The sequence below is a fragment of the Bacillus sp. FJAT-45066 genome (genome assembly GCF_002335755.1).
Taxonomy (GTDB): domain Bacteria; phylum Bacillota; class Bacilli; order Bacillales; family Bacillaceae_I; genus Bacillus_CD; species Bacillus_CD alkalisoli.
In genome coordinates, this window is the sequence record NZ_NISQ01000001.1 from 586,340 (window position 1) to 612,834 (window position 26,495).

Consider the following 26,495-nt stretch of genomic DNA (forward strand, 5'->3'; position numbering starts at 1 on the left):
AATGGAAAAGTTAACAAAGCTTAGAAATCATTTTCAAGATTCAAATATTGATGCACTTTTAGTAACGAGCGGGAAAAACCGTAGTTATTTAACAAACTTCACAGGAAGTGCAGGAGTTGCAATTATTACCGAAGATAAAGCGGTGTTCATTACCGATTTCCGTTACACAGAGCAAGCGAGCAAGCAGTGTGAAGGTTACACGATTGTTCAACAAAAAGGTGGATTAATAGAAGAGATTGCAGAACAAGTAAAAGAACTAGGAATTAGTAGACTTGGTTTCGAACAAGATCACGTAACTTTCTCTGCATATTTAGCATACAAAACAACTATTAAAGCTGAACTTGTTCCTGTTTCAAGCATGGTGGAAAAATTACGCTTGATTAAGTCTGAGCAAGAGATTAAGATATTAAAGGAAGCAACGCAAATAGCGGACGCAGCTTTCGATCATATCCTTACATACATAAAACCTGGTTTAACAGAACTAGATGTTTCCAATGAGTTAGAATTCTTTATGAGAAAGAATGGAGCGGTATCTTCGTCATTTGACATTATCGTAGCATCCGGTTACCGTTCAGCATTACCACACGGTGTGGCTTCTGATAAAGTAATTCAAACTGGTGAACTAGTAACGATGGACTTTGGTGCGTTTTACAAAGGATTCAACTCTGATATCACTCGTACAGTAGCGATTGGACAAATTAGTGATGAGCTTCGTAACATTTATGATACTGTCCTAGAAGCACAACTTCGCGGTATGAGAGGTATTAAAGCTGGTATTACTGGTCGTGAAGCAGACGCGTTGACTCGAGATTATATTACAGAAAAGGGCTATGGAGAGTTCTTTGGTCACTCTACAGGTCACGGATTAGGAATGGAAGTACATGAAGGACCATCCTTGTCGGTTAAATCTGATACAATCTTAGAGCCAGGAATGGTTGTAACAGTGGAGCCAGGTATTTATATAGCTGGTGTAGGTGGATGCCGTATTGAAGATGATACAGTAGTTACAGAAAACGGTAATGAAAGCTTATCTCACTCCACAAAAGAACTTATTACATTATAATGGCTTAAAAGCATACAGAGTAAACCGTTGTTTCAAAGGAAACAATAAAAGTAGCTCTGTCATATTTGCTTATTAGTAGGAGGATAAAAAATGATTTCAGTAAATGATTTTCGCACAGGTGTAACAGTAGAAGTAGACGGAGGAATTTGGCGCGTAATGGATTTCCAACACGTTAAGCCAGGTAAAGGAGCAGCTTTCGTTCGCTCTAAACTTCGTAACCTACGTACTGGTGCGATTCAAGAAAAAACGTTCCGTGCTGGTGAAAAAGTGGGGAAAGCACAAATTGACAACCGTAAAATGCAATATCTATATGCAAACGGTGACTTACACGTGTTCATGGACACGGAGTCATACGACCAAATTGAATTACCAGCAACTCAAATCGAGTACGAATTAAAATATTTAAAAGAAAACATGGAAGTTGCTATCATGATGTATCATGGTGAAACAATCGGTATCGAGCTTCCAAACACTGTAGAATTAAAAGTAACAGAAACAGAACCAGGAATTAAAGGTGACACTGCTTCAGGTGGTACTAAACCAGCTATAGTTGAAACAGGACTATCAGTTCAAGTTCCTTTCTTCATTAACGAAGGTGACGTGCTAATCATTAATACAACAGAGGGAAGCTACGTATCCCGCGCATAATAAAAAAAGAGGCAAGACACTCATTGAATGTGTGTCTTGCCTCTTTTTATTCTACTTTTCCAACATACCACGTAATGTTGTCTACTTTCGTAATAATCTTTTTCTCTGATTGTCCATCCAATTCACTTAAAAAAACATGTTTATTTCCTTGGGCATCTGATCTTATCCAAGTCAGACTTTTGTAATTATGTAATATAACTGGACGATAATCTGATGAACCTTTAGGGTTATTAACTAACTTTGTTGATTTATTATTTTTTATATCCACTAAATACAAAGAGGGCTCAAATGTGGATGGCTCTGGAGTTTCTTTTCCTCTTGCTACAATAATGTTCCCATCATCTACCCACGTAAAATCAATATCTGCATACTTTTCCGGAGTGTACACCTTTGTTTTCATCGGTAGAACCGTTTGGATCGTAAGTTTTTTATTAGAGTATCCTGCTTGTAATCTGCCACTACCTTGTATAGTTGCTAGTAACGGCTTGCTTGGTGCCCATTGCAGCCATTCTTCTTTGTTTAACATTTCTCCTAACGGAATAAATACTTTATTCTCAGGTGCAAAAGCACCTACAATATTACTATCTTCTGATAAAGAAGCGGTTGGTGTAATAATCATGGCTAACCATTTCAAATCGTTTGACCAGCGGAAATGATCCATAGAAATAGAATGAATAGTTGAATCTCCAACAGTGATTGGCGAAGGAGCAGTAAATAAAGAATTCACAGACACATCCCAATCGTTTACTTCTTTTTCTACCCAAGAAACTGTATATAACCGTGGATGACTCCAACCGTCTGGAAATAAAACAGCTTCCTTACTTAAAAGAATGTTCGAGCCATCTATTGCCCAAACAAATGACCATACTCCATTTGCTAAAGGATGAATGATTGGCAATGAATCCTCTTTTAATTGAGCAATGGACAAGGAGTTGTCCGAAAGTACTGCTAGCTCATTTTTCGTGGGAGACCACTTATATTCAGAACCTTGAATACTTAATTTGTACTGTTTGTTGGTGGGAATATGTAAAATCCAAACTTCCTGAATTTCTGAGCCGTTATTATCTAATGAAGGAACTGCCTTATAAGCTAAATAGTTGCCGTCGTAAGACCAAGCTGGATCTGAAACATACAAATCATCTGTTATCATCGTTTCTTCACCATTTACCCAAATAAAAAGATGTCCATCACGTGTGAATGCAGCTTTTTCATTCGGGATTTCCGCTGCCTGAAACGAATTAGGAAATAACAATAAAATGACAATGAAGCTTAGAAAATATTTATACAAAGTAAATACACCCGCTTTTTAAACTTTTTTAATAGCATTACCAAAATAAGCAAAATAATGTGTAAAAACAGATATACGGAAGAACAGAAAAACTAGGCTAAATTTCATTTGAAAAATAAAGAAAAAATGTTATAGTAAAGTAGTGAGAATAACTATTTATATTTTTTTTGTGCAATTGTGCAAACGTTTACGCAAAAAATGAAATGAAATATTTAATAAGGGTTATAGATAAAGGGAGTGTGCTTTATGAATAAAGTCTGGTGGAAAGAAGCTGTAGCTTATCAAATTTATCCAAGAAGCTTTATGGATTCAAATGGTGACGGAATTGGTGATTTAAGAGGAATTATTACAAAACTAGATTACTTAAAAGAACTTGGAATTGATGTAATTTGGATTTGTCCAATGTATAAGTCACCTAACGCTGATAATGGATATGACATTAGTGACTACCAAGATATTATGGAAGACTTCGGTAACATGGAAGATTTCGACGAGCTTTTAGCTGGAGTTCATGAAAGAGGAATGAAACTTATTATTGACCTCGTTATTAACCATACAAGTGACGAGCATCCTTGGTTTATCGAATCAAAGTCTTCTAAAGACAACCCAAAACGTGACTGGTACATTTGGGAAGAAGATAAAAATGGAAAAGAGCCAAACAACTGGGAAAGTATTTTCAGTGGTTCTGTTTGGGAATATGATGAGAAAACAAAAGAATACTTTATGCACTTATTTGACAAAAAGCAACCAGATTTAAACTGGGAAAATAAAGACGTACGCTTTGCACTTTATGACATGATTAACTGGTGGTTAGATAAAGGAATTGACGGATTCCGTGTGGATGCTATTTCTCATATTAAAAAAGAACCAGGATTTCCGGATTTACCGAATCCAAAGAAATTAGACTATGTACCTTCGTTTGATTACATGATGAATGTAGAAGGCATTCAAGAATTTTTACAAGAACTGAAAGAGCAAACGTTTGCGCGATACGACATTATGACAGTCGGTGAAGCAAACGGAGTAAAGATTCACCAAGCGGACGAGTGGGTTGGCGAGGAGAATGGTAAATTCAATATGATTTTCCAATTCGAACACCTAGGTTTGTGGAATAAAGGTACGGAAGGCGGCGTTGATCTCCTTCAATTAAAAGAAACATTAACGAAGTGGCAAAAAGGTTTAGAAGGAAATGGCTGGAATGCTTTATTCTTAGAAAACCATGACCAGGCACGTTCTGTTTCTACATGGGGCAATGACAAGGAATATTTAGTAGAGAGTGCAAAGGTGTTAGGTGCACTATACTTCTTTATGCAAGGTACTCCATACATCTATCAAGGTCAAGAAATTGGAATGACAAACGTAAAATTTGATTCTATTGATCAATATGATGATGTAGCAATGAAAAACCTTTATCGCATTGAAAGTGTTAAAGGCGCAGAGCATGCTCAAAAAGTAATGGAACTAATTTGGAAAAACGGTCGCGATAATTCTCGTACACCTATGCATTGGAACGCGGACGAAAATGCAGGATTTACAACTGGTACTCCATGGTTAGGTGTAAACGAGAACTACAAAAACATTAACGTAGAAGCACAGTGGAATGATTCTGAATCCGTGCTAAGCTTCTACCGTGATATGATTAAACTTCGCAAAGAAGAAGAAGTTTTTGTATACGGCAACTATGACTTGATTTTAGAAGAAGATAAAAATATTTATGCATACACACGTACTTTAGAAGGTGCTATAGGTCTTGTGATTTGTAACATCAGTGCAGAAGAAGTAGAGTACAGCTATGGAAAGCTACCTGTTGCATCTGCTAATTTAAAGTTACAGAACTATGAAGTTGCAGAACATAAAGATGAAACAACGTTTATGTTAAAGCCTTATGAAACAAGAGTGTATGTAGTGAAATAAGTATAAGAATAGAAAAGGCACACAGGCTAAATTTAGTCTGTGTGCCTTTTTTTGCTTTTATTTTTAATTATCTTGTTAAACACCGCTGTTGATACCCGTGCAAGTCTTCGCTTTCCGCGGGCAAGTCGGGAGCCTCCTCGGCGCATCCGCACCTGTGGGGTCTCCCGTACTTCGCTTCTCCCGCAGGACAAGGAGGGCTACGGGAGCGATGCATCGCACGAAGGAAATGCGTTAGCATTTTCGAGGAGTCTCCGACTTGCGCTCCAATCAGCAGCTAGGTTATTGCTTTAAATGAGTCCTTGTTATTGTTGTCAACCAGATTAGCACTTTCTCATAACTTCAGTAGCATCAGATTACTTCAAAACAACCACAATCAAACCACATTTTACACTTCTTTTTCTATACATACGTGCATAGGTTGTACAAGTAGGAAGTACCACCTGAATGAGGGTGGATAGGAGGACTTGTAATGAAGAAGATTTTCGGTACACAAATAGAATCAGCTGTCCTTTCGATGGCAGGTTTACGCCTTGTTTCTGGTCTCATCGAAATAAGTGCAGCTATTATTATGCTGATGTTAAACGATGTAAAAAAAGCAGTCGTCGTCAACTCCATGCTTGCGGTCGTTGGACCAGTCATCTTTATTTCTACGATGATGATTGGGTTAATAAGTATTGCAGATGAAATATCGTTTTCCAAACTCGTCTTTATTGGGATAGGCGTTTCATTCATACTATATGGAATCTATAAATAATCCTTTAAACATAAGTCCAGAAAGTTTGTACAAGCAAGCATATAAATTGGTCAAGCTTGCATAGATTGTAAGTAACGAAAGAACTAAAGGAGAATTATTTATGTTAAGTAGCGTGATGAGCGTTTTGCCCGCTTCTATATGTAAGATCATTCAAACATTGAGTCCAATGACGTTGGAAAGGATGGAAGAAGTACGAGTGCGTGTAAATCGTCCATTGGAGCTTATCGTTGCTGGAACACCGGTTTTTCCTCCGTATACAGTTACAGAAGAGGACGGCATTCAATTACTCAATAAGATAAGTCATTTTTCCATTTATGCCCTAGAAGAAGAACTGAAACGGGGATTTATTACAATTGCTGGTGGACACCGTGTAGGTTTGGCTGGAAAAGTAATCACACAAAATGGCTATGTGAAAGCAATTCGCGACGTAGCATCTTTCAATATACGAATAGCTAAACAAAAAATTGGGGTAGCTACACCGTTATTGCCATATTTATATGAAGGAAAATGGCACAGTACGATGATTTTAGGTGCACCACAAACAGGTAAAACAACGATGTTGCGTGATTTAGCTAGAGCGATGAGTATGGGAGTAAAGGAAAAAAATATTCCTTCATGTAAAGTTGGTATCGTCGACGAACGATCGGAAATAGCTGGCGCCGTTAAAGGTATTCCACAACATGAATTAGGGATTAGGGTGGACGTTTTAGATGGTTGTCCAAAAGCGGAAGGGATGATGATGCTAATACGCTCTATGAGCCCAGATGTCATTGTAGTAGATGAAATTGGTAGAAATGAAGATAGTGAAGCGGTAAAAGAAGCAGTTAATGCTGGGGTTGGCCTGCTATTGTCTGCACATGCATCTACTTTTCAAGAACTGCTAATACGTCCGAGTGTGAAAGAAATGATAGAGATGAAAGCAATCAAACGATATGTCATTTTAGGTAGAGGAAATGGACCAGGTACGATTCAAAAAATACTAGATGAAGATGGTAAGGTTATCTCCAAAGATAAGGGTGTGATACAATCATGCAATTATTAGGAGCGGTATTAATTATAGTTGCCACTTCTTGGGCAGGTTTTGAACTAGCTCGTCATTTAATGGAAAGACCTAAGCAGTTGAGGCAGCTAAAAGTTGCCTTGCAGTCACTTGAGGCGGAAATAATGTATGGTCACACACCACTTGCAGAAGCTTGTAAACATATAGCGAAACAATTGGATAAGCCACTAACATGGTTTTTTGCGACTTTCGCCGGCAAGCTCGAAAAAGGTGATGTATCGGTAAAACAAGCCTGGCATGATAGTTTAGAAGAAGTTTGGAAAAGTACAGCATTCAAATCAGCTGAGATTGAAATATTAAAGCAGTTTGGCGAAACACTTGGCCAACATGACTTGGCTACACAACAAAAACATATAGTTTTAGCCATGACCCATTTAGAAAGAGAAGAGTTAGATGCAAGAGACAAACAAGCTCGAAACGAAAAGATGTTTAAAAGCTTAGGGATCTTATCTGGATTACTATTAGTCATTTTATTGTATTAATTTTAGGGGGAACGACGATGGGCATAGAGGTAGATGTAATATTTAAAATAGCAGGTATCGGAATTATCGTAGCTTTTATGCATACGGTGTTAAAACAGTTAGGCAAAGAAGAATATGCACAGTGGGTTACACTCCTTGGATTTATTTATATATTATTCATGGTTGCTAGTATCGTAGAGGACTTATTTAAAAAGATAAAATCCGTATTCCTGTTCCAATGATAAGGGGTGATGACCTATCGAGATTATACAAATTGTCGGATTAGGTCTTGTTGCCACGTTCCTAGCATTAATTGTGAAGGAACAAAAGCCGACATTCGCATTTTTATTAGTCGTTTTTGTAGGTTGTGCCATTTTTTTATTTCTAATGGACCAAGTGTTTGAAGTAATAAGTATGTTAGAGCGACTTGCCATTAACGCAAACGTAAACATGGTGTATGTAGAAACAATACTTAAAATAATTGGCATTGCCTACATCGCAGAGTTTGGTGCACAAATAACAAAAGATGCTGGACAAGGAGCGATAGCCTCCAAAATTGAGCTAGCTGGAAAAATACTTATACTAGCCATGGCGATACCAATACTAACCGTCATTATTGAAACCATTATAAGATTGATACCTTCTTAAACTTAAAGGAAGGAGGGAGAAAGAGGATGAAAAAAAACGTCACACTAGCCATTCTAGCCATGATCATTACTCTTTTTCTAGCTGATAATGTACAAGCCTCTCCCTCGTCACCTTCAGAATTAGTAACAGATCAGTTAGAACAAGTAGGAGTAGACGAAATAAAAGAGTACTGGGATAAAGTAATGAATGAATATGGCGGTTTCTTACCGGAAAGTCAGAAAGGCCCGTTCATGGATTTTGTAAAAGGGGACAAGTCTTTCTCTATAGATGAATGGTTCAAAGGTGGACTTAAATACTTATTTCATGAATTACTCGTAAATGGAAAACTACTAGGTAGCCTCATACTGTTAACCATTTTTAGTACGTTCCTTCAAACATTACAAAATGCTTTCGAACAAAAAGCGGTCAGTAAAATTGCCTATGCGGTTGTTTTTATGGTTTTAATCATTCTTTCTTTAAACAGTTTTCATATTGCCATTACTTATACAAAAGATGCCATCCAAAATATGATGGGCTTTATTATCGCACTCGTACCACTATTACTAGCATTAATAGCAAGTTCAGGTGGGCTAATATCAGCATCAATCTTTCATCCAGTTATTATTTTCTTAATGAACACAAGTGGTCTATTAATCCAGTTTGTCGTTTTACCTCTATTATACTTATCGACGGTTCTTAGCATTGTAAGTACGTTAAGCGAGCAATACAAAGTAACCCAGCTTGCTCAACTACTAAGAAATATTAGTATCGGGTTGTTAGGGATTTACTTAACGGTATTTCTAACCGTTATTTCGATCCAAGGTGCAAGTGCAGCAGTAGCGGATGGTATAACGATTCGGACAGCAAAATTTGTCACAAGTAATTTCATTCCAGTAATCGGACGGATGTTTACAGATGCAACTGACACTGTTATTAGTGCGTCGTTGCTTTTGAAAAATACAGTCGGAATATTAGGGGTTGCAACCATTATCATGCTAGCCGCATTTCCAGCTATTAAAATACTATCAATTGCCCTGATTTATAAACTAGCTGCAGCGTTATTACAACCATTAGGTGGAGGACCAGTAATTAAATGCTTAGACATTATTAGTAAAAACGTCATCTATGTGTTTGCCTCCCTAGCAATCGTATCTTTTATGTTTTTCTTAAGTATAACCATCATTATCGCCGCTGGAAACATTACGGTGATGGTCAGATAGTGAGGTGAGTGGATTGAGTTTTTTAACGGAATGGATAACAAGTATTATTATTTTCATTTTACTAGCAACCGTTATTGATATGTTGCTACCTAATTCTAGCATGCAAAAGTACGCCAAAATGGTAATCGGCCTTTTATTGATTGTCGTCATATTAACTCCGATATTAAAACTATTATCCACTGATATGGACGAACTTTTTGCATCTATGACAACGAATTCTATTAACATATCTGAAAAAAATATAAAAAATTTAACAGATTCGAAGAAAAGAGAAATACAAGCCCTACATCATGCATATACATTAGAACAAATGGCTGACAAAATGAAAGATCAAGTAGAAGAGGAGTTGATGGAACAGTATGGGCTAAAAGTTAAATCAATTAAACCCGTTGTAAAAGATGGGCCTCTTTCATCCTTGCCAGAAGATGACTTTTTGGAGTATGTAGAAGTCATATTAGTAGACGCAGAAACTGTTACAGCCATTTCAACAGTAAAGCCAGTCAACATTGATACCTCCAAGCCGTTGGAACGAAACGAGACAAGCGAAGATCATGAAAAGGTCCAAGCTTTTTTATCCGAACAATGGCAGCTACATCCTAATATTATTTCTGTTGCAGTGGAAGGGGGGAAAAGGTAAGTATGGATAAAAACAATAAAGATCTCTTTGAATGGCTTAAAGGATTACTCGGTGATTCAAAAGATAAGAGATCTGCTAAATTTCAATACATTATCCTTGTACTAGCAGTTGGAGTAGGATTTATGTTGTTCAGCAATCTATATTCTAAGGGAGAAGTAAAATCTTCTCCGCCAACATCTGCTGTTAGTAATAACGATGTAGAACAAACGGAAACGGTATTCAACCCAAAAAGTAATGACAGCCAGCCAACTACAATTACCGATTACGAAAGACTCTATGAAAATCAATTAAAAGAGGCTCTACAGAACATTTTAGGCGTTAATGATGTCACAGTTGTTGTTAATGTGGAAGCTTCAGAGTTACAAGTGTTACAAAAAAATCATGTAACACATACACAAAAAACAAATGAAGTGGATAGCAATGGAGGCAAACGTGATGTCGAGGACGTTTCTACCGATCAACAAGTAGTGATTGTGAGAAAAGGGGAAGAAGAAAAGCCTCTTGTAATTGAAACAAAAAAGCCTTCTGTAAAGGGTGTATTAGTAGTAGCGCAAGGAGCTGAAAGTATAAAAGTTCAGCAAATGCTTATCGAGGCAGTTACGAAAGTGTTAGATGTACCACAACACCGCGTAGCAGTTTTACCAAAGAAACCTAAGGGGGAATAAGGAATGTTATTAAAAAAACAAACAGTATGGTTGTTAACAATGTTAAGTTTAGTTTTCGTTCTTGGAGTGTATTATGTTTTTAGTCCTCAGGATGCAAATCAAGTTGCTATGGACAATGAGCCAAAGCAAGGTGCAGAGCAACCAAGTGGTGAAAATGTTGTAACAAATCCTACTGACGAAGAAGCGGACGAGGATAGCGATACTACTACTGGTGGCACAGTTTCTTTTGAAACAGATCGAGATGAAACATTCATGAAACTACGTTTAGACTTAGAGAACTTAAGAAGTAAAGCGAAAGAAAACTTAGAAGCAGTAGTAGCGAACGCTTCATTACCTGCAGATGAAATCAATAGAGCTTGGGAGCAATTCCATGAGTTAAATGCAGTAGAGCAAAAAGAAAAAGTATTAGAGCAAGCAATTAAAGCAAGAGGCTTTAACGATGCATTAGTATTAGTAGATGGCGAAAAAATTCGTGTAACATTAAAATCAGAAGAAAAATCTCCAAAGCTTGCAAACGAAGTATTACACTTAGTGCGTCAAGAATTCACTAACTTACGCAACGAAAACATCCACATCGAATTCCAAACAGCAAACAACTAATTATACTTAGTATTCAAAGCCCTAGGTCAATCCTGGGGCTTTACCTTTATGAGTCCGTTTCATAACGTATGACTACTATACGAAAAACGAATGATAGCTTCGTATTCTGTATTAAGACACCTTAATAATCGAAAATATTATTATGTATTGCACTAATATATTCGTTTTTCATTAAACGAACCGTAATGATGAAATTGATTCATGCAATAAAAAGTTGATTGTAAGATATGTGAATATTACAATAGAAATATGTAAGCGATTTCATATGAACGTGGGTAAGTGGATAAAATCTGTATAAATAAGGCGCCATGCGCCGAGGAGGCTCCCTAGTCCACCCGCGGAAAGCGAGCACCTGCAGGGAACATCAACAGTTTGAACCAAAAATAAATCTGTTTTTTTATGACTAGGTAATAATATCTATTACTATTTTTAGTTGAATTTGGCTTACTAGTATCGTATGATGAATATGAACTAATGTTTTTCTTACTAAAATGCTTAGCCCAAAAAGCTAACATTCTTTTAGTCGAGCACATAAAACATAAAGTGTCCGATTTCTTTACATTCTACATAGCTTCAATCTTGCAAACCATCCAAAAAAAGATACAGTATTCAAGGAGTGAAAGACATGTTAAAAATCCAAGAAATTAGAGAAATTATTAAACTGATCGACCAATCCAATATAGACGAATTTACTTTTGAACATGACGGTTCAAAAATTAAAATGAAAAAAGTTGTCCATGCAGCACCTGCACCTGTTCAAGCAGTACCAACAACTGTAGTGACAGAAGCACCTGCAGTTCAACCTTCAGCACCAGCTGCACCAGTAGCTGTAGAAACAAAAGTTGCACCAAAAGAAGAAGTAAAAGTAGCTGCGGTAAATGACCCAAGCTTACATAAAATCACATCACCAATGGTAGGTACGTTCTATGCTTCTCCATCTCCTGATGCAGATAATTATGTAAAAGCAGGCGATAAAGTAAGTGAGAGCTCTGTTGTTTGTATTGTAGAAGCAATGAAACTTTTCAATGAGATTGAAGCAGAAGTAAAAGGGGAAATAGTAGAAGTATTAGTGGAAAATGGCCAATTAGTAGAATACGGTCAACCATTATTTTTAGTAAGACTTTCATAAGGGGAGAAATTCATGATTAAAAAACTATTAATTGCGAATAGAGGAGAAATTGCTGTTCGAATCATCCGAGCTTGTCGTGAAATGAACATTGAGACAGTTGCTGTCTTCTCGGAAGCAGATCGTGACTCCCTACATGTGCAACTTGCAGACGAAGCATATTGTGTAGGACCGACAGCTTCTAAAGATAGCTACTTAAACTTTACAAATATTATTAGTGTAGCAAAATTAACAGAATCAGATGCAATCCACCCTGGTTACGGTTTCTTGGCCGAAAACGCTGATTTCGCAGAACTTTGCCGTGAATGTAATATTACATTCGTTGGTCCGAGTCCGGAAGCAATTAGTAAGATGGGGACAAAAGATATTGCTAGAGAAACAATGCGTGCTGCGAATGTTCCAATTGTACCAGGTTCACAAGGCATTATTGAAACACTGGATGATGGAATGCGTATTGCAAAAGAGATTGGTTACCCTGTTATCATTAAAGCAACAGCTGGGGGAGGCGGAAAAGGTATCCGTGTTGCCCGCAATGAAGAAGAGTTGAAAAAAGGTATCTCTGTTACCCAACAAGAAGCTGCAACTGCATTCGGAAATCCAGGTGTTTATTTAGAGAAGTATATAGAAGACTTCCGCCACGTGGAAATACAAGTGTTAGCAGACAACTTTGGCAACACGATACACCTTGGAGAACGTGATTGCTCTATCCAAAGACGTTTACAAAAGCTTGTAGAAGAAACTCCATCACCTGTTTTAGATGGCGAATTACGTCAAGAAATGGGAGAAGCGGCAGTTAAAGCAGCAAAAGCAGTAGACTATTCGGGTGCAGGTACGATAGAATTTATATACGATTATCAAAACCGTAAATTTTACTTTATGGAAATGAACACTCGTATTCAAGTAGAACACCCTGTTACAGAAATGGTTACTGGAGTAGACTTGATAAAAGAACAAATTAAAGTAGCTTCAGGAGAAAAGCTATCCCTTAAACAAGAAGAAGTAACATTTAATGGATGGTCAATCGAGTGTCGTATTAATGCAGAAAATCCATCCAAAAACTTTATGCCATCCCCAGGGAAGATAAATATGTATCTTGCTCCAGGTGGTTTAGGGGTACGTGTAGACTCTGCTGTTTACCCGGGATATGTTATTCCGCCTTATTACGATTCCATGGTAGCAAAATTAATTACGTACGGAGCTACACGTGAAGAAGCAATCTCTAGAATGAAACGAGCGTTAAGTGAATTTGTCGTAGAAGGCGATGGAGTACATACTACCATTCCTTTCCACTTAAAACTTATGGATCACGAAGTATTTAAAGATGGTAACTTCAACACTAAGTTTTTAGAGAAATACGATGTTATGAACTCTTAATTAGGAGGAATTTATTATGGAAAGAAACTTACTTGAAATGAACACCAATGAATCACTTGGAAAAGTTGAAATTGCTCCAGAAGTTATTGAAGTAATTGCTGGAATTGCAGCTTCAGAAGTTGAAGGTGTTTCACAAATGCGTGGTAACTTTGCTGCAGGTGTTGCAGAAAGACTAGGCAAGAAAAACCACGGTAAAGGTGTAAAAGTTGATTTAACAGAAGAAGGTATTGCTATTGATGTGTTCTGTGTGATGCAATTTGGTATTTCCATTCCAACTGTAGCTCAAAAAGTACAAGACAACATTCGTCAAGCATTACTAAATATGACAGCGCTTGAAGTAAAAGAAGTAAACATCCATGTAGTTGGCATTCAATTCGAAACGGCGAAAAACGAAGTGGAAGTAGAAGAAGAAATGTAATTTTGACATTTTCCATAAATTGACCTTGTAGGTGTTCAGCTTCACTTGGCATCTACAAGGTTTTTTCTGTTTAAAAGTGAATTCCCAACAATTGAAACACAAACTAGTAAGATTGAAACACAATGAGAAGAAATTGAAACACAAGTCGACCAGATTGAAACACAAAGGAAAAAATTGTAGTGCGTGAAGGGGGAATGAAACACAAACTTGTGAGATTGAAACACAAATTAACCAGATTGAAACACAAAAAGATTAAATTGAAACATACCCAGAGACTTGCGGGAAATCACCGCTTTTATAATTAATTATTATGATTATAAAACAAAATCGTATAAGATAGAAAACGTTCGGAAAAGATGAAAGTGATTTCATTACATAACCTAATCATCCATTTTTTGAATGTTCGGAAATTAAAGTTTTTAAACACGAATAAAAACATTTACTTCGTGCTAGAATGTTTGTGTTTTTGTGAAAAAAAGTGAGAAAACAGTATACTTATCTAGAAAAAGTATGCTATTATCTTTCTATACTCTTTACATGAACGAGAAGGAGCTATTTATATGAAAAGAAGCGAAGCGAGAGAAAAGGCATTACAAGCCGTTTTTCAAATAGATTTAAGTGAAATTGACCCGAAAGAAGCAATAGAAAATGTACTAGAAAACTCCTCTAAAAAGGAAGATCCATTTTTACTTCAATTAGTATTGGGAACAGTTGAAAACATGTCGGATATTGATGTGATGATTACTGATCACTTAGAAAATTGGACATTAAATCGTTTAGGTGCGGTAGATAGAACAATTTTAAGAATTGCTGTGTACGAGATTATGTACGAAGATGAGATTCCTGTAAGTGTTTCAATGGACGAAGCGATTGAACTTGCAAAAAAATTCGGTGATGACAAATCTAGTAAATTTATTAATGCAGTTTTATCTAAAGTAAAAGACGCATTGTCAAAATAAAAAATATCAATGGTTTGTTAGGGGGAGCTATTCATGTCTGCAGTAATTATTTCAGGAAAAGAACTAGCAACAGAAAAGAGAACCTTTATTAAGGAACAAGTAACGAAGTTGAGGCAGTTCGATGCTGTTCAACCAACACTAGCTGTTGTCTTAGTAGGAGACGATCCTGCATCACACTCTTACGTAAAAGCAAAAAAGAAAGCTTGTGAAGAAGCGGGGATTAACTGTTTATTAGAACATTATCCTTCTACTTTAACGCAAGAAGAACTATTATCTCGAATAGACTACTTTAATAGAAATGAAGAAATTCATGGAATATTAGTGCAATTACCTCTACCTAAGCACATACATGAAAATTCTATTATTGAAGCAATTTCTCCTGAAAAAGATGTAGATGGATTTCACCCGATAAACATTGGTAAAATGATGATTAACCAAGATTCATTCATTCCATGCACACCTTATGGGATATTAGAAATGATTAGGTCATTGAATGTTTCCATTACTGGTAAACATGTTATTGTTGTTGGCCGTAGTAATATTGTTGGAAAACCAGTTGGTCAACTGTTTTTAAAAGAAGATGCTACGATTACTTATTGCCATTCCAAAACAAAAAACCTATCAGATATTACTAGACAGGCCGATATTTTAATTGTTGCTGTTGGTCGTGCTAACTTAATTAGTTCAAGCTACGTAAAAGACGGTGCGATAGTAATTGATGTAGGTGTTAATAGACTAGAGAGTGGAAAGCTTTGTGGAGATGTGCAATTTGATAGTGTGAAAGAAAAAGCAAGTTATATTACACCTGTTCCTGGTGGTGTTGGTCCGATGACGATTACGATGCTATTACAAAACACGCTACAATCTGCTCAAAAGAAAGCATCTCAAAACAAGACGAATATCCTATAATATGATATCTTAAAAGGTGGTTGAACACATAAGTGATTCACTGCCTTTTTAATTTGAAGAAATATAGAAATAGCACACTCAGTTATTGTAAACTAAGAAATAGAATCGCCAGTTAAAGGAGTACTTCGAATGTCAGAAAAAAAGTATTTAACTATAACGGCCTTAACAAAGTATATAAAACGGAAGTTTGATGTCGATCCACATATGCAAGATGTATGGCTTAAAGGAGAAATATCCAACTTCAAGTGGCATAGTCGTGGCCATATGTATTTCACGCTCAAAGATAAAAATGCGAGAATATTAGCTGTCATGTTTGCAGGAAACAACCGCAATCTAGGGTTCACTCCAGAAGAAGGAATGAATGTTTTAGTTCGTGGCGAAATTTCTGTCTATGAAAGCAGTGGCAACTATCAAATATACATAAAAGAAATGCAACCAGATGGTATCGGTAGCTTATTTTTAGCTTATGAAGAGCTAAAAAAGAAATTGGCTTCAGAAGGTCTTTTTGACGCGCAACATAAAAAGCCTATTCCGAAATTTCCAAAAGGAATAGCAGTCATTACTTCTCCAACTGGTGCGGCAATTAGAGATATCATTACAACTCTAAGAAGAAGGTATCCTATCGCAAAAGTAACGGTCATTCCTGCACTTGTTCAAGGGGTACATGCTGCTCCTTCTATTGCGAAAGCGATTGCAACAGCTAATACATTAGAAAACATCGACGTGATCATTGTTGGTCGAGGCGGTGGTTCCATTGAAGAGCTTTGGGCTTTTAATGAGGAACAAGTAGCTCGAGAAATATTTAAATCAAATGTACCCATAATTTCTGCAGTAGGGCACGAAACAGATTTTACAATAGCAGATTTTGTTGCAGACTTACGTGCTCCAACTCCAACTGCTGCAGCAGAGCTTGCTGTCCCACACATAATTGAATTAGCAGAGCGCCTCTCTGATAGAGAAAGAAGATTACATCGTTCTGTTCATAATGTGATTTCAGGTTATAAAGAAAGATTAGTTCGAATTCAAAAGTCGTACGCGTTCCGCTATCCACAAAATTTATATGTACAAAAAGAACAAGAATTAGATCGTCTTATGGATAGCTTAGAGACTGCAAGTAAACGTTTGTTAGAGCAAAAAAGAATGAAGCTAGAACAACTTTCCGCCCTAGTTATTAGAAATCATCCGAAGAAGCAGTGGGAGATAGAAAAGAATAACTTAGAAAGACAAGTAAAGCTTTTACAAACAGGGATGAATCAATCACTTTTGAAAAAACAATGGGAATTTCAATCTGCTCTTTCTAAATTAGAAATGTTAAGTCCTTTAAATATAATGAAAAGGGGATACAACATTTCATATAACGAAAACGGCGAGTTAATAAAGTCTACTACACAAACAGAGGTTGGAAAGTCCATACAAGTGCATGTGCAAGATGGAAAGTTAGACTGTACAGTTAAGAATATAATAATAGATAAAAAAATGGAGGGTTAATCATGGCGGACAAAAAAGAAGTAACATTTGAAAACGCGATGAAAGAATTAGAAGTTATAGTAGAACAGTTAGAAAAAGGTGATGTTCCATTAGAAGAAGCTATTTCTTTTTATAAAGAAGGGATGAAACTTTCAAAGTTGTGTCATGAAAAATTACAAAACGTGGAACAACAAATGGAACAAATTTTAAGAGAAAATGGTGAATTAGAGCCGTTCGATGTACAGGAGGAAGAATGATTTGTCACAACTTGCATTAGCACCGTACATGAAGGAAAGAAAAGAAAAAATCGAGCAACATTTGATTCAATATATTAATAAATTAAACGCACCAAAAACATTAATAGAATCGATGAATTACTCTTTAGATGCAGGTGGCAAAAGGCTGCGCCCCATTCTTGTGTTAGCAACATTAAGCTCCTTTGGAAAAGATGAGGAAATAGGTTTACCAGTTGCTTGCGCTGTTGAAATGATTCATACATACTCGCTTATTCACGATGATTTGCCGTGCATGGATGATGATGATTTTAGAAGAGGCAAACTGACGAATCATAAAGTTTTTGGCGAAGCGATGGCTGTATTAGCTGGCGATGGATTACAAACATACAGTTTTCAAATTTTGAAGGACTTATTACAATATAACGTACATCCAGAAACTATCATTGATCTTACATATGAGCTAGCAAAAGCTGCAGGTCCAGAAGGAATGGTTGGCGGTCAAGTAGCTGATATGCAAGGAGAAGGTAAACAATTAACATTAGAACAACTAGAGTATATTCATAAAAATAAAACGGGTAGACTATTACAATTTAGTATTATGTCAGGAGCTATGCTAGCGAATGCAACTAGTGAAGAAGTGAAAAAATTAAGAGAGTTCTCTTATCATATAGGGATTGCCTTCCAAATTAGGGATGATATTTTAGATATTGAAGGAGAACAGGAGAAGATTGGAAAACCAGTGGGCTCTGATACGACTAACAATAAAGTTACGTATCCTTCTCTTTTAACGATGAAAGGTGCAAAAGATAAATTAGCAGAACATATAGACAAAGCAAAAACAATCCTAAATGAACTACCACTAAAAGAAAACCTACTCCATGACTTATGCGACCTAATTGCTTCAAGAGATCATTAAGGATAAAAAATAGGCAGTATTTCTATAAATTGAGCATTTCCTATTTTTATGGTATACTATATGATACTTATAGGAGTGGTGCAGTATTCTAGTCAGTCCACCTTTTCTGAAGGCGGGCCTAAAAATCCGCTAAAGGGCACATCGATGAAGTTTCTTGTGTCGGCTTGAGGCGCCCAGCCTTGGGTTGATGCTGGGAGTTAAGGTTTTAGGGCGATCCACAATGGCATGTGGGCGTGGACCCTATTTCCGTGGAGGCCCATTTTTGCTTATCTTTCTAAAGGGAGAGGAGCGGGATGGTGATAAACCTGCTACTGATTTATCTGGGATAAAAAGGTGCAGCGTAGCCTGCCTTGAGTGGAGTTAGAGGGGATTATGGTATGGAGCTTCTTCTGCTAGGCCAGCGAAGAATGCTTTTACAACCCGTATGAAATCTGTTCTGCAAAAGAGGCTAAGACCTGGTTAAGGGCTGTAGAGGAAAACTCCTAGGCTGTTCGCTTTTAGACATATAATGGGGATTATAGTGCGGGCTAAGTGGTAATCTAGTCTAGCTGGTGGCGACACGGCTAAGGCGAGTTTAAAGGGAAACCGCCAGTATGGCGACATCTGGTACTTGCTTGGGAAAACCTACTGGACCTAAGCCGCAGTTTTTACTCATTATATGACCACTCCACTTACATATGGGGAATTATTGCTAAAAAATTAATATATAAATAAATAGCTATGTTAAAGCTTAGTGTTGATAATTAAAAATCAACAGCGAACTTTAACACAGCCAAATAAATAGATAAAAGGTTGAATATATGAATAAGATGAAAGACGCAATACATTGGAGTCTAGCTATCGCCGTTATCACACTAGTGTTAGCGGCTATTTTTACAATTGTATCAACGATGATTTTATCAGGTGTCACTTGGGCAATTGGCATGATTATCGTGTTTATCATTGTGTTTATTGGGATATTTTTTGATATGGTAGGTATTGCAGCTACTGCTGGAAAAGAAACACCTTTCCATGCAATGGCAGCCGAACGTGTAAACGGTGCCAAACAATCCATACATATAATTCGTAATGCTGACAGGTTCGCGAGCTTTTGTAATGATGTAATAGGAGACATTTCAGGTATAATAAGTGGTACAGCATCTGCTATTGTCGTCATTCAATTTACGCTGTCTATGAACCATGTCGAAGATTCTATCTTCCATTATGTAATAGCAGTCCTTTTTACAAGTGTCGTAGCATCGTTAACAGTAGGTGGAAAAGCTTTCGGTAAATCTCTAGCAATTCGCTATTCTACGCCAATCCTTTTTCAGGTAGGTAAAGTGTTCTATATACTAGAAAACAACTTTAACATTATGTTATTAAATAATAATAAAAAGAAGCGCAATAAACGAAAACAGTAAGGAAAGAGAGTGATCCCCGTTGGATCTTACAAAAATTAAAAACCCAAAGTTTTTAAAAAAGCTTGAAGGTGAAGAATTAGAAGTACTAAGTGAAGAAATTCGTAAGTTTTTAATAGAAAATTTATCGAAAACGGGCGGACATATCGGCCCGAATCTTGGCGTTGTTGAATTAACAGTTGCACTACATAAAGTATTTGATAGCCCAAAAGATAAATTTTTATGGGACGTAGGTCATCAGTCGTATGTGCATAAAATTTTAACTGGACGTGCTGGACAGTTTGGAACATTAAGACAATACAAAGGGTTATGCGGATTTCCTAAAATGAATGAAAGTGAACATGATGTTTGGGAAACGGGTCACTCTTCTACATCCTTATCGGCTGCAATGGGTATGGTAGCAGCAAGAGACGCAAAAGGTACGGACGAATATGTTGTGCCTATTATAGGTGATGGTGCTTTAACAGGTGGTATGGCGCTAGAAGCACTAAATCATATTGGCCATGAGAAAAAGAACATGATTGTTATTTTAAATGACAATGAAATGTCAATTGCTCCCAATGTTGGAGCGCTGCACAATGTACTTGGTCGCATGAGAACTGCTGGTAAGTATAATTGGGTTAAAGACGAACTTGAAATGCTATTGAAAAAAATCCCTGCAGTAGGTGGAAAACTTGCTGCAACAGCGGAAAGAATAAAAGATAGTGTTAAATACTTACTAGTGAGTGGTATGTTTTTTGAAGAAATGGGCTTTACTTACTTAGGGCCAATTGATGGACATAATATCGAGGACTTAATTGAAAACTTAAAATATGCGAAGAAAACAGAAGGACCAGTTATTATTCATGTTGTTACGAAAAAAGGAAAAGGTTTTATGCCAGCAGAATCGGATAAAATTGGAACATGGCACGGAACTGGACCTTACAAGATTGAAACGGGTGATTTAATTAAACCTGTAGGGGCACCTCCTGCATGGAGTAGTGTCATTAGTGAAACCGTTCGAAAAATGGCACGTGAAGATAACCGTATTGTTGCAGTAACTCCTGCAATGCCGGTTGGTTCTAAGTTAGAAGGATTTGCTAGTGAGTTCCCGGAACGTATGTATGATGTAGGGATTGCAGAGCAACATGCAACTACAATGGCAGCAGGAATTGCAACACAAGGAATGAAGCCGTTTTTAGCTATTTATTCTACGTTCTTACAACGCGCTTATGATCAAGTAGTTCATGATGTTTGTCGTCAAAATCTTAATGTGTTTATCGGTATAGACCGGTCTGGCCTTGTTGGAGAAGACGGAGAAACACATCAAGGTGTTTTCGATATCGCATTTTTACGTCATCTACCAAACATCGTATTAATGATGCCGAAGGATGAAAATGAAGGACAACATATGGTTTACACATCACTTAAATATGATGCTGGTCCAATTGCTCTTCGTTATCCGCGTGGAAATGGTTTAGGAGTTCCGATGGAAGAAGAATTAAAACAAATCCCGATTGGTTCATGGGAAGTTTTAAAAGAAGGACAAGACGCTGCTATTTTAACGTTCGGTACCACGATTCCGATGGCATTAGAAGCTGCAGAGAAGCTTGAACAAGAAGAAAATATTTCTGTAAAAGTAATCAACGCTAGATTCATTAAACCGATGGATGAAGCGATGTTACATGATTTATTCAAAGCGGGAATGCCGATAGTTACAATTGAAGAAGCTGTTTTACAAGGTGGCTTCGGAAGTGCGGTCCTCGAGTTTGCGAACGAAGAAGGATATATGGTTCCTGTTCGACGAATGGGAATACCTGACCGTTTTATTGAACATGGAAGTGTAAAAGAATTATTAAATGAAATAGGCTTAACAACAGAAGAAGTTGTTAACAACGTGAAAAAAATAGCAAGAAGAAAGCAAAAAAGGGCTTAATATTTATGGCGAAAAAAGAAAGATTAGATATTTTACTTGTAGAGCAAGGATTAGCAGAAACCCGTGAAAAGGCGAAGCGATCCATTATGGCTGGCCTTGTTTATGCAAACGAAGAAAGATTAGACAAGCCAGGGGAAAAAATTCCAGTTGATACCGTCTTAACAGTAAAAGGAAATGTTTTGCCATACGTAAGTAGAGGTGGCTTGAAATTAGAGAAAGCCCTTAAAATTTTCGACCTAAACATTCAAGATAAAATAATGTTAGATATCGGATCCTCTACAGGTGGTTTTACGGATTGTGCCCTTCAAAATGGAGTGAAGATGAGCTATGCTCTTGATGTTGGGTATAATCAACTTGCTTGGAAGTTAAGACAAGACGAACGAGTAGAAGTAATGGAGAGAACAAATTTCCGCTACGTTACTCCTGCTGACTTACAAAAAGGCTTACCTGAATTTGCAACGATTGATGTTTCCTTTATCTCGTTAAAACTTATTTTGCCTGTACTAAAAACATTACTAGTGGCTAACAGTGATGTGGTAGCTCTTGTAAAACCTCAGTTTGAAGCTGGCAGAGAGCAAGTCGGAAAAAAAGGAATTGTACGGGATAAAAAAGTTCATGAATCTGTTTTAGATAAGATTATCTCGTTTAGTTTAAACGAAGGATATGACGTTCAAGACATGTCATATTCTCCAATTACTGGAGGAGACGGTAATATTGAGTTTTTACTTCATATACATTGGAATGGACAAGCAGAACCTGGGACTGTAAATTGTAATAAAACGGTAGAGCAAATTGTGCAAGAAGCACATGTTGAATTGAATGCAGTAAAAAAAGGGGAATAACAATCATGTTATTCCCTTAAAATTTGTAAGAAGTAGTTGAGTTTTTTTACCATTATAGTTTACTCTAAAGATAAGCAAAAAGGTTATTTACATAGTTAGGGGTGCCGTATAAGGTGAATAAAGGTCAAAGGCATATAAAAATTAGAGAGTTAATTACGAATGAAGAAATAGAAACACAAGACGATCTTGTTGACTGTTTAAAAGAATTAGGCTTTAATGTTACGCAAGCGACGGTGTCAAGAGATATAAAAGAATTACACCTTGTCAAAGTGCCAATGCAGGATGGGCGTTATAAATACAGTTTACCTGCTGATCATCGCTTTAACCCTTTATTAAAACTAAAGCGCGCTCTAGTTGATGCGTTTGTAAAAATTGATGTAGCAGGTCATATGGTCGTGATGAAAACAATGCCTGGTAATGCCAATGCGATAGGTGTTTTAATTGACCATTTAGATTGGGATGAAATCTTAGGCACTATTTGTGGTGATGATACATGTTTAATTATTTGTCGTACACCCGAAGAAGCTACCGAGTTAGCGGATAGAGTAGTGAACATGTTGTAATATCGAAATTTAAGGTGTGATGAAGTATGATTGCAGAATTATCTATAAAAAACTTTGCCATAATTGAATCGTTAACCGTTTCCTTTGAAAAAGGACTAACGGTCTTAACTGGTGAAACTGGCGCAGGGAAATCGATTATTATTGATGCTATTCATTTATTAGCCGGTGGTAGAGGTTCTCAAGAATTTGTTCGGTATGGTGAAAAAAAGGCTGAGATGGAAGGTTTATTTTTAATTGAAAGTGAAACTCATCCAGTTTATAAAGTTTGTGAACAATTAGGAATAGAAATAGAAGATGACATGGTCGTGTTAAGGCGGGAAATACACGCTACAGGTAAAAGTGTTTGTCGTGTGAATGGAAAGCTTGTGACAATTGCCATACTGCGTGAAGTTGGACAAACATTAGTTGATATACATGGTCAACACGAGCATCAAGAACTAATGAATCCAGAACAACATTTACAATTGTTAGATTTTTATGGTCAAGAAAAAATGGCAAAAACGTTAACGGCTTATCAAGAGCTTTTTGAAGAATATCAACAATTAAATAAGAGGTTAACGGAACTAACACATAATGAGCAAAAAGTTGCTCATAGGTTAGACTTATTGCAGTTCCAACTGGATGAAATTGGTGCAGCTAACTTGGAAGAAAATGAAGATGAAACTTTATTAGAAGAGAGAAATAAAATTAGTAATTATGAAAAATTATTTCAAGCACTAAATAATACGTACTACGCCATTCATGGAGAACAAAAAGGACTTGATTGGATCAGTCATGCAATGAGCGAATCTGAAGATTTAGAGTCAATTGATAAAAACTTAAAAGATGTATATGAAGTGATTTCAAATAGTTATTATCAATTAGAAGAGATTATGTACCGAGTTCGGGATGAAATTGATAATTTAGAATTTGATCCAAAACGTCTTGACTTTATTGAGAGTAGATTAAACGAAATGAAGAATCTAAAAAGAAAATACGGTACGTCGGTGGAAGAAATATTGCAATATGCTTCCAAAATAGAAGAAGAATTAGAAACTCTGCAAAACCGTGATTCGCATATTCATCAGTTGCAAGAAAGACTGCAATCTCTCGTAGAAGATTTAGAGTTGGAAGCTAATGCATTAACAGATGAACGCAAATTCGTAGCTGCGGATTTAACAGAACAAATCCATAAAGAATTAAAAGATCTTTACTTAGACAAGGCAATATTTCAAGTGAATATTGCGAAAAAGATGGACAAATCTACAGGTAATGTAAAATTTCAAAAACATGGTGTAGATGAAGTGGAATACTATTTAACGACAAATCCTGGAGAGCCCTTAAAGCCTTTAGCCAAAGTTGCTTCAGGTGGTGAGCTATCTCGAATTATGCTTGCGATGAAAAGTATTTTTTCTAAACACCAGGGCATTACTTCCATTATTTTTGACGAAGTAGACACAGGTGTAAGTGGTAAAGTAGCTCAAGCAATTGCCAATAAAATTTATCATGTTTCGTCAGGATCGCAAGTATTGTGTATATCTCACTTACCACAAGTAGCAGCAATGTCCGATACTCATTTATTTATTAGTAAGGAAATTGATGGGGATAGAACAAAAACGAAAGTAAAACCTTTAACCGAAGAAGAAAAAATAGCGGAAATCGGTCGTATGATTTCAGGTGTTGAAGTAACTAACTTAACAAAAGAACATGCAAAAGAACTGCTTTCACAAGCAGAGCAAGTTAAGCGTGCATAATAATATATTTAAACAGAGCGGTAGTTTTTTTATTGCTCTGTTTATTTTTTGTGCAAAATATCCAAAAAGGGTAGCTTTTTTTATTTGCTTCCTTGTTATAAATGTTGCGTTTAGAGGCAAAATTAGTAATGTAGCCATGAAAGGTGTGGGATAGGAGCGAGGAGAGTGAATCAGTTGACAAAAGAGATAATAAGAAAAATGATAGGCGCATTTCTCCTTGTTTCCATCATGGTTTTAAGTTTTTGGCAACCTTTAAAGGATTATGTCCAACTTCCTACAAACTTAACCATTTTTGAAGGCCAAGGTGTTGCTTTTTCATCATCAATACCTGCAAGTGCCAGAGTGGTAAGTAGTCATAAAACATTAGATGTGGCGAAAGAAGATGGAATAGTTGCTGTAAGTGGTACGAACATTGGTGAAGGTAAAGTCATAATGGAACTTGCAGGTTTTCCAATTAAGCAAATGAATGTGGATGTTATTCCTGAATACAAAGTGTATCCGGGTGGTCAATCGATTGGCGTCAAATTAAATACGGTCGGTGTACTAGTTGTTGGACATCATTTAGTGGATACAACAGGCGGGAAGCAATCCCCTGGTGAAATAGCTGGGGTTCAAGTTGGCGATATCATTACAAAAATTAATGGTAAAACAATTGAACAGATGAGCGATGTTGCCCCATTTGTGCAAGAGTCTGGAAAGACGGGTAAACCATTACAATTAGAAATAGCTCGAGAAGAGAAAACGTTAGAAACAGAATTAATGCCTTTACAAGATAAAGATGAGGACGCATACCGTATCGGACTATATATTCGTGATTCAGCAGCTGGTATCGGAACGATGACATTTTATGACCCGAAGACAATGAGGTACGGAGCATTGGGTCATGTTATTTCAGATATGGACACGAAAAAACCGATAGTGGTACAAGATGGTCAAGTAGTAAGATCTACCGTTACTTCTATTGAAAAAGGTAGCAACGGTGTGCCAGGTGAAAAGCTAGCCCGCTTTTCGAGTGATCGTGAAGCAATTGGTGACATCACAAGAAATAGCCCATTCGGTATTTTCGGTAAGTTGCATAAAGATATTGATAATGGGATTTTAGATGAGCCACTACCTATCGCCTTACCTCATGAAGTAAAAGAAGGACAAGCAAAGATTTTGACTGTAGTTGATAATGATGAAGTGGAAGAGTTTGATGTGGAAGTTGTCAGTACGATTGTACAAAAGTTTCCTGCTACAAAAGGAATGGTTATTAAAATAACAGACCCAGTTTTATTAGAGAAAACGGGTGGAATTGTACAAGGAATGAGTGGTAGCCCAATTATACAAAATGGGAAAATTATTGGTGCTGTAACGCATGTTTTTGTAAATGATCCAACTAGTGGATATGGTGTTCATATTGAGTGGATGTTAAATGAAGCAGGCATCGATATATATCAAAAGCAAAACAAACAAAAAGCGAGCTAAACTTTAGCTCGTTTTTCTTTTTGGGAAAAAACGGTTTAAATATGTATCATATATCTATAATTTAAAGTGTGGTATACTAAAATAAAGATTATTCGACAAAAGGCAAGTTGCTTAGTGTTTTATAGCGTATTTAGTCGAAAAACGAAGAAAATAGAAGCAAATGAAAGGTATTATTATAAATTTACGATTTTTTTAAAAAAATTAAAGGAAATAGGATGGCATTGTCGAATTGAACA

General features: G+C 36.7%; 27 protein-coding genes. 26 read left to right on the forward strand and 1 reads right to left on the reverse strand.

From position 1 onward, the window contains the following. The first annotated feature begins 1 nt into the window (after window position 1). Window positions 2-1,063, forward strand: a complete 1,062-nt coding sequence (locus CDZ92_RS02935) for a M24 family metallopeptidase (RefSeq protein WP_096153459.1) — start codon at window positions 2-4, stop codon at window positions 1,061-1,063. A gap of 90 nt (window positions 1,064-1,153) precedes the next feature. Further along, window positions 1,154-1,711, forward strand: coding sequence for an elongation factor P (efp, locus tag CDZ92_RS02940; protein ID WP_096153460.1), 558 nt, complete (start codon window positions 1,154-1,156; stop codon window positions 1,709-1,711). Between the two features lie 46 nt (window positions 1,712-1,757). On the opposite strand, the gene CDZ92_RS02945 is transcribed toward efp, so the two are convergent. Then, window positions 1,758-2,999, reverse strand: coding sequence for a TolB family protein (locus tag CDZ92_RS02945; RefSeq protein WP_096153461.1), 1,242 nt, complete (start codon window positions 2,997-2,999; stop codon window positions 1,758-1,760). Between the two features lie 246 nt (window positions 3,000-3,245). On the opposite strand from CDZ92_RS02945, the gene CDZ92_RS02950 reads away from it, so the two are divergent. From CDZ92_RS02950 to spoIVB, 24 genes are all read left to right on the forward strand, one after another. Then, a complete protein-coding gene (locus CDZ92_RS02950; RefSeq protein WP_096153462.1) occupies window positions 3,246-4,913 on the forward strand; it encodes a glycoside hydrolase family 13 protein in 1,668 nt (555 codons plus the stop codon). 469 nt (window positions 4,914-5,382) lie between these two features. Next, window positions 5,383-5,667 carry a YqhV family protein gene (locus tag CDZ92_RS02955; protein WP_096153463.1) on the forward strand — a complete coding sequence of 95 codons (285 nt, stop codon included), beginning with the start codon at window positions 5,383-5,385 and terminating at the stop codon, window positions 5,665-5,667. A gap of 100 nt (window positions 5,668-5,767) precedes the next feature. After that, window positions 5,768-6,709, forward strand: a complete 942-nt coding sequence (gene spoIIIAA / locus CDZ92_RS02960) for a stage III sporulation protein AA (RefSeq protein ID WP_096153464.1) — start codon at window positions 5,768-5,770, stop codon at window positions 6,707-6,709. Beyond that, window positions 6,697-7,209 (forward strand): stage III sporulation protein SpoIIIAB, encoded by a 513-nt coding sequence (gene spoIIIAB / locus CDZ92_RS02965; protein ID WP_096153465.1) that lies wholly within the window; start codon window positions 6,697-6,699, stop codon window positions 7,207-7,209. The genes spoIIIAA and spoIIIAB overlap by 13 nt, the downstream gene beginning before the upstream one ends. A 17-nt stretch (window positions 7,210-7,226) precedes the next feature. Continuing rightward, entirely contained in the window at window positions 7,227-7,430 is a 204-nt protein-coding gene (spoIIIAC, locus tag CDZ92_RS02970; protein WP_096153466.1) for a stage III sporulation protein AC, read from the forward strand. 16 nt (window positions 7,431-7,446) lie between these two features. Next, window positions 7,447-7,836 carry a stage III sporulation protein AD gene (spoIIIAD, locus tag CDZ92_RS02975; protein ID WP_176483831.1) on the forward strand — a complete coding sequence of 130 codons (390 nt, stop codon included), beginning with the start codon at window positions 7,447-7,449 and terminating at the stop codon, window positions 7,834-7,836. A gap of 26 nt (window positions 7,837-7,862) precedes the next feature. Then, complete coding sequence (gene spoIIIAE / locus CDZ92_RS02980; protein WP_096153468.1) at window positions 7,863-9,035, forward strand: stage III sporulation protein AE; 1,173 nt, start codon at window positions 7,863-7,865, stop codon at window positions 9,033-9,035. Window positions 9,036-9,048: 13 nt separating this feature from the next. Further along, the gene (gene spoIIIAF, locus CDZ92_RS02985) at window positions 9,049-9,672 is read left to right on the forward strand and encodes a stage III sporulation protein AF (protein WP_096153469.1); all 624 of its coding nucleotides are present in this window, start codon (window positions 9,049-9,051) and stop codon (window positions 9,670-9,672) included. Between the two features lie 2 nt (window positions 9,673-9,674). Then, window positions 9,675-10,337, forward strand: a complete 663-nt coding sequence (gene spoIIIAG / locus CDZ92_RS02990; RefSeq protein WP_096153470.1) for a stage III sporulation protein AG — start codon at window positions 9,675-9,677, stop codon at window positions 10,335-10,337. 3 nt (window positions 10,338-10,340) lie between these two features. Further along, window positions 10,341-10,937: a SpoIIIAH-like family protein gene (locus CDZ92_RS02995; protein ID WP_096153471.1), complete on the forward strand. Its 597-nt coding sequence runs from the start codon at window positions 10,341-10,343 to the stop codon at window positions 10,935-10,937. A 625-nt stretch (window positions 10,938-11,562) separates the two neighbouring features. Beyond that, window positions 11,563-12,066, forward strand: coding sequence for an acetyl-CoA carboxylase biotin carboxyl carrier protein (gene accB, locus CDZ92_RS03000; protein WP_096153472.1), 504 nt, complete (start codon window positions 11,563-11,565; stop codon window positions 12,064-12,066). 12 nt (window positions 12,067-12,078) lie between these two features. Beyond that, window positions 12,079-13,437: an acetyl-CoA carboxylase biotin carboxylase subunit gene (accC, locus tag CDZ92_RS03005; RefSeq protein WP_096153473.1), complete on the forward strand. Its 1,359-nt coding sequence runs from the start codon at window positions 12,079-12,081 to the stop codon at window positions 13,435-13,437. A 16-nt stretch (window positions 13,438-13,453) separates the two neighbouring features. Next, on the forward strand, window positions 13,454-13,855 hold the full coding sequence (locus CDZ92_RS03010; RefSeq protein WP_303621586.1) for an Asp23/Gls24 family envelope stress response protein: 402 nt from the start codon (window positions 13,454-13,456) through the stop codon (window positions 13,853-13,855). A gap of 560 nt (window positions 13,856-14,415) precedes the next feature. Then, on the forward strand, window positions 14,416-14,814 hold the full coding sequence (gene nusB / locus CDZ92_RS03015) for a transcription antitermination factor NusB (RefSeq protein ID WP_096153475.1): 399 nt from the start codon (window positions 14,416-14,418) through the stop codon (window positions 14,812-14,814). A gap of 33 nt (window positions 14,815-14,847) precedes the next feature. After that, window positions 14,848-15,723, forward strand: coding sequence for a bifunctional methylenetetrahydrofolate dehydrogenase/methenyltetrahydrofolate cyclohydrolase FolD (gene folD / locus CDZ92_RS03020; protein ID WP_096153476.1), 876 nt, complete (start codon window positions 14,848-14,850; stop codon window positions 15,721-15,723). A gap of 129 nt (window positions 15,724-15,852) precedes the next feature. Next, window positions 15,853-17,211 carry an exodeoxyribonuclease VII large subunit gene (xseA, locus tag CDZ92_RS03025; protein ID WP_096153477.1) on the forward strand — a complete coding sequence of 453 codons (1,359 nt, stop codon included), beginning with the start codon at window positions 15,853-15,855 and terminating at the stop codon, window positions 17,209-17,211. Window positions 17,212-17,213: 2 nt separating this feature from the next. Continuing rightward, entirely contained in the window at window positions 17,214-17,447 is a 234-nt protein-coding gene (locus CDZ92_RS03030; RefSeq protein WP_096153478.1) for an exodeoxyribonuclease VII small subunit, read from the forward strand. Continuing rightward, window positions 17,428-18,342 (forward strand): polyprenyl synthetase family protein, encoded by a 915-nt coding sequence (locus tag CDZ92_RS03035; protein ID WP_096153479.1) that lies wholly within the window; start codon window positions 17,428-17,430, stop codon window positions 18,340-18,342. The genes CDZ92_RS03030 and CDZ92_RS03035 overlap by 20 nt, the downstream gene beginning before the upstream one ends. A gap of 800 nt (window positions 18,343-19,142) precedes the next feature. Continuing rightward, a complete protein-coding gene (locus CDZ92_RS03040) occupies window positions 19,143-19,742 on the forward strand; it encodes a hypothetical protein (protein ID WP_255249767.1) in 600 nt (199 codons plus the stop codon). Window positions 19,743-19,761: 19 nt separating this feature from the next. Continuing rightward, window positions 19,762-21,654: a 1-deoxy-D-xylulose-5-phosphate synthase gene (gene dxs / locus CDZ92_RS03045; RefSeq protein WP_096153480.1), complete on the forward strand. Its 1,893-nt coding sequence runs from the start codon at window positions 19,762-19,764 to the stop codon at window positions 21,652-21,654. A gap of 5 nt (window positions 21,655-21,659) precedes the next feature. Then, window positions 21,660-22,496 (forward strand): TlyA family RNA methyltransferase, encoded by an 837-nt coding sequence (locus CDZ92_RS03050; protein ID WP_096153481.1) that lies wholly within the window; start codon window positions 21,660-21,662, stop codon window positions 22,494-22,496. Window positions 22,497-22,609: 113 nt separating this feature from the next. After that, a complete protein-coding gene (gene ahrC, locus CDZ92_RS03055; RefSeq protein WP_096153482.1) occupies window positions 22,610-23,059 on the forward strand; it encodes a transcriptional regulator AhrC/ArgR in 450 nt (149 codons plus the stop codon). A 26-nt stretch (window positions 23,060-23,085) separates the two neighbouring features. Continuing rightward, window positions 23,086-24,792, forward strand: a complete 1,707-nt coding sequence (recN, locus tag CDZ92_RS03060) for a DNA repair protein RecN (protein WP_096153483.1) — start codon at window positions 23,086-23,088, stop codon at window positions 24,790-24,792. Window positions 24,793-24,966: 174 nt separating this feature from the next. Next, window positions 24,967-26,259 carry a SpoIVB peptidase gene (gene spoIVB / locus CDZ92_RS03065; RefSeq protein ID WP_096153484.1) on the forward strand — a complete coding sequence of 431 codons (1,293 nt, stop codon included), beginning with the start codon at window positions 24,967-24,969 and terminating at the stop codon, window positions 26,257-26,259. Window positions 26,260-26,495 lie beyond the last annotated feature (236 nt).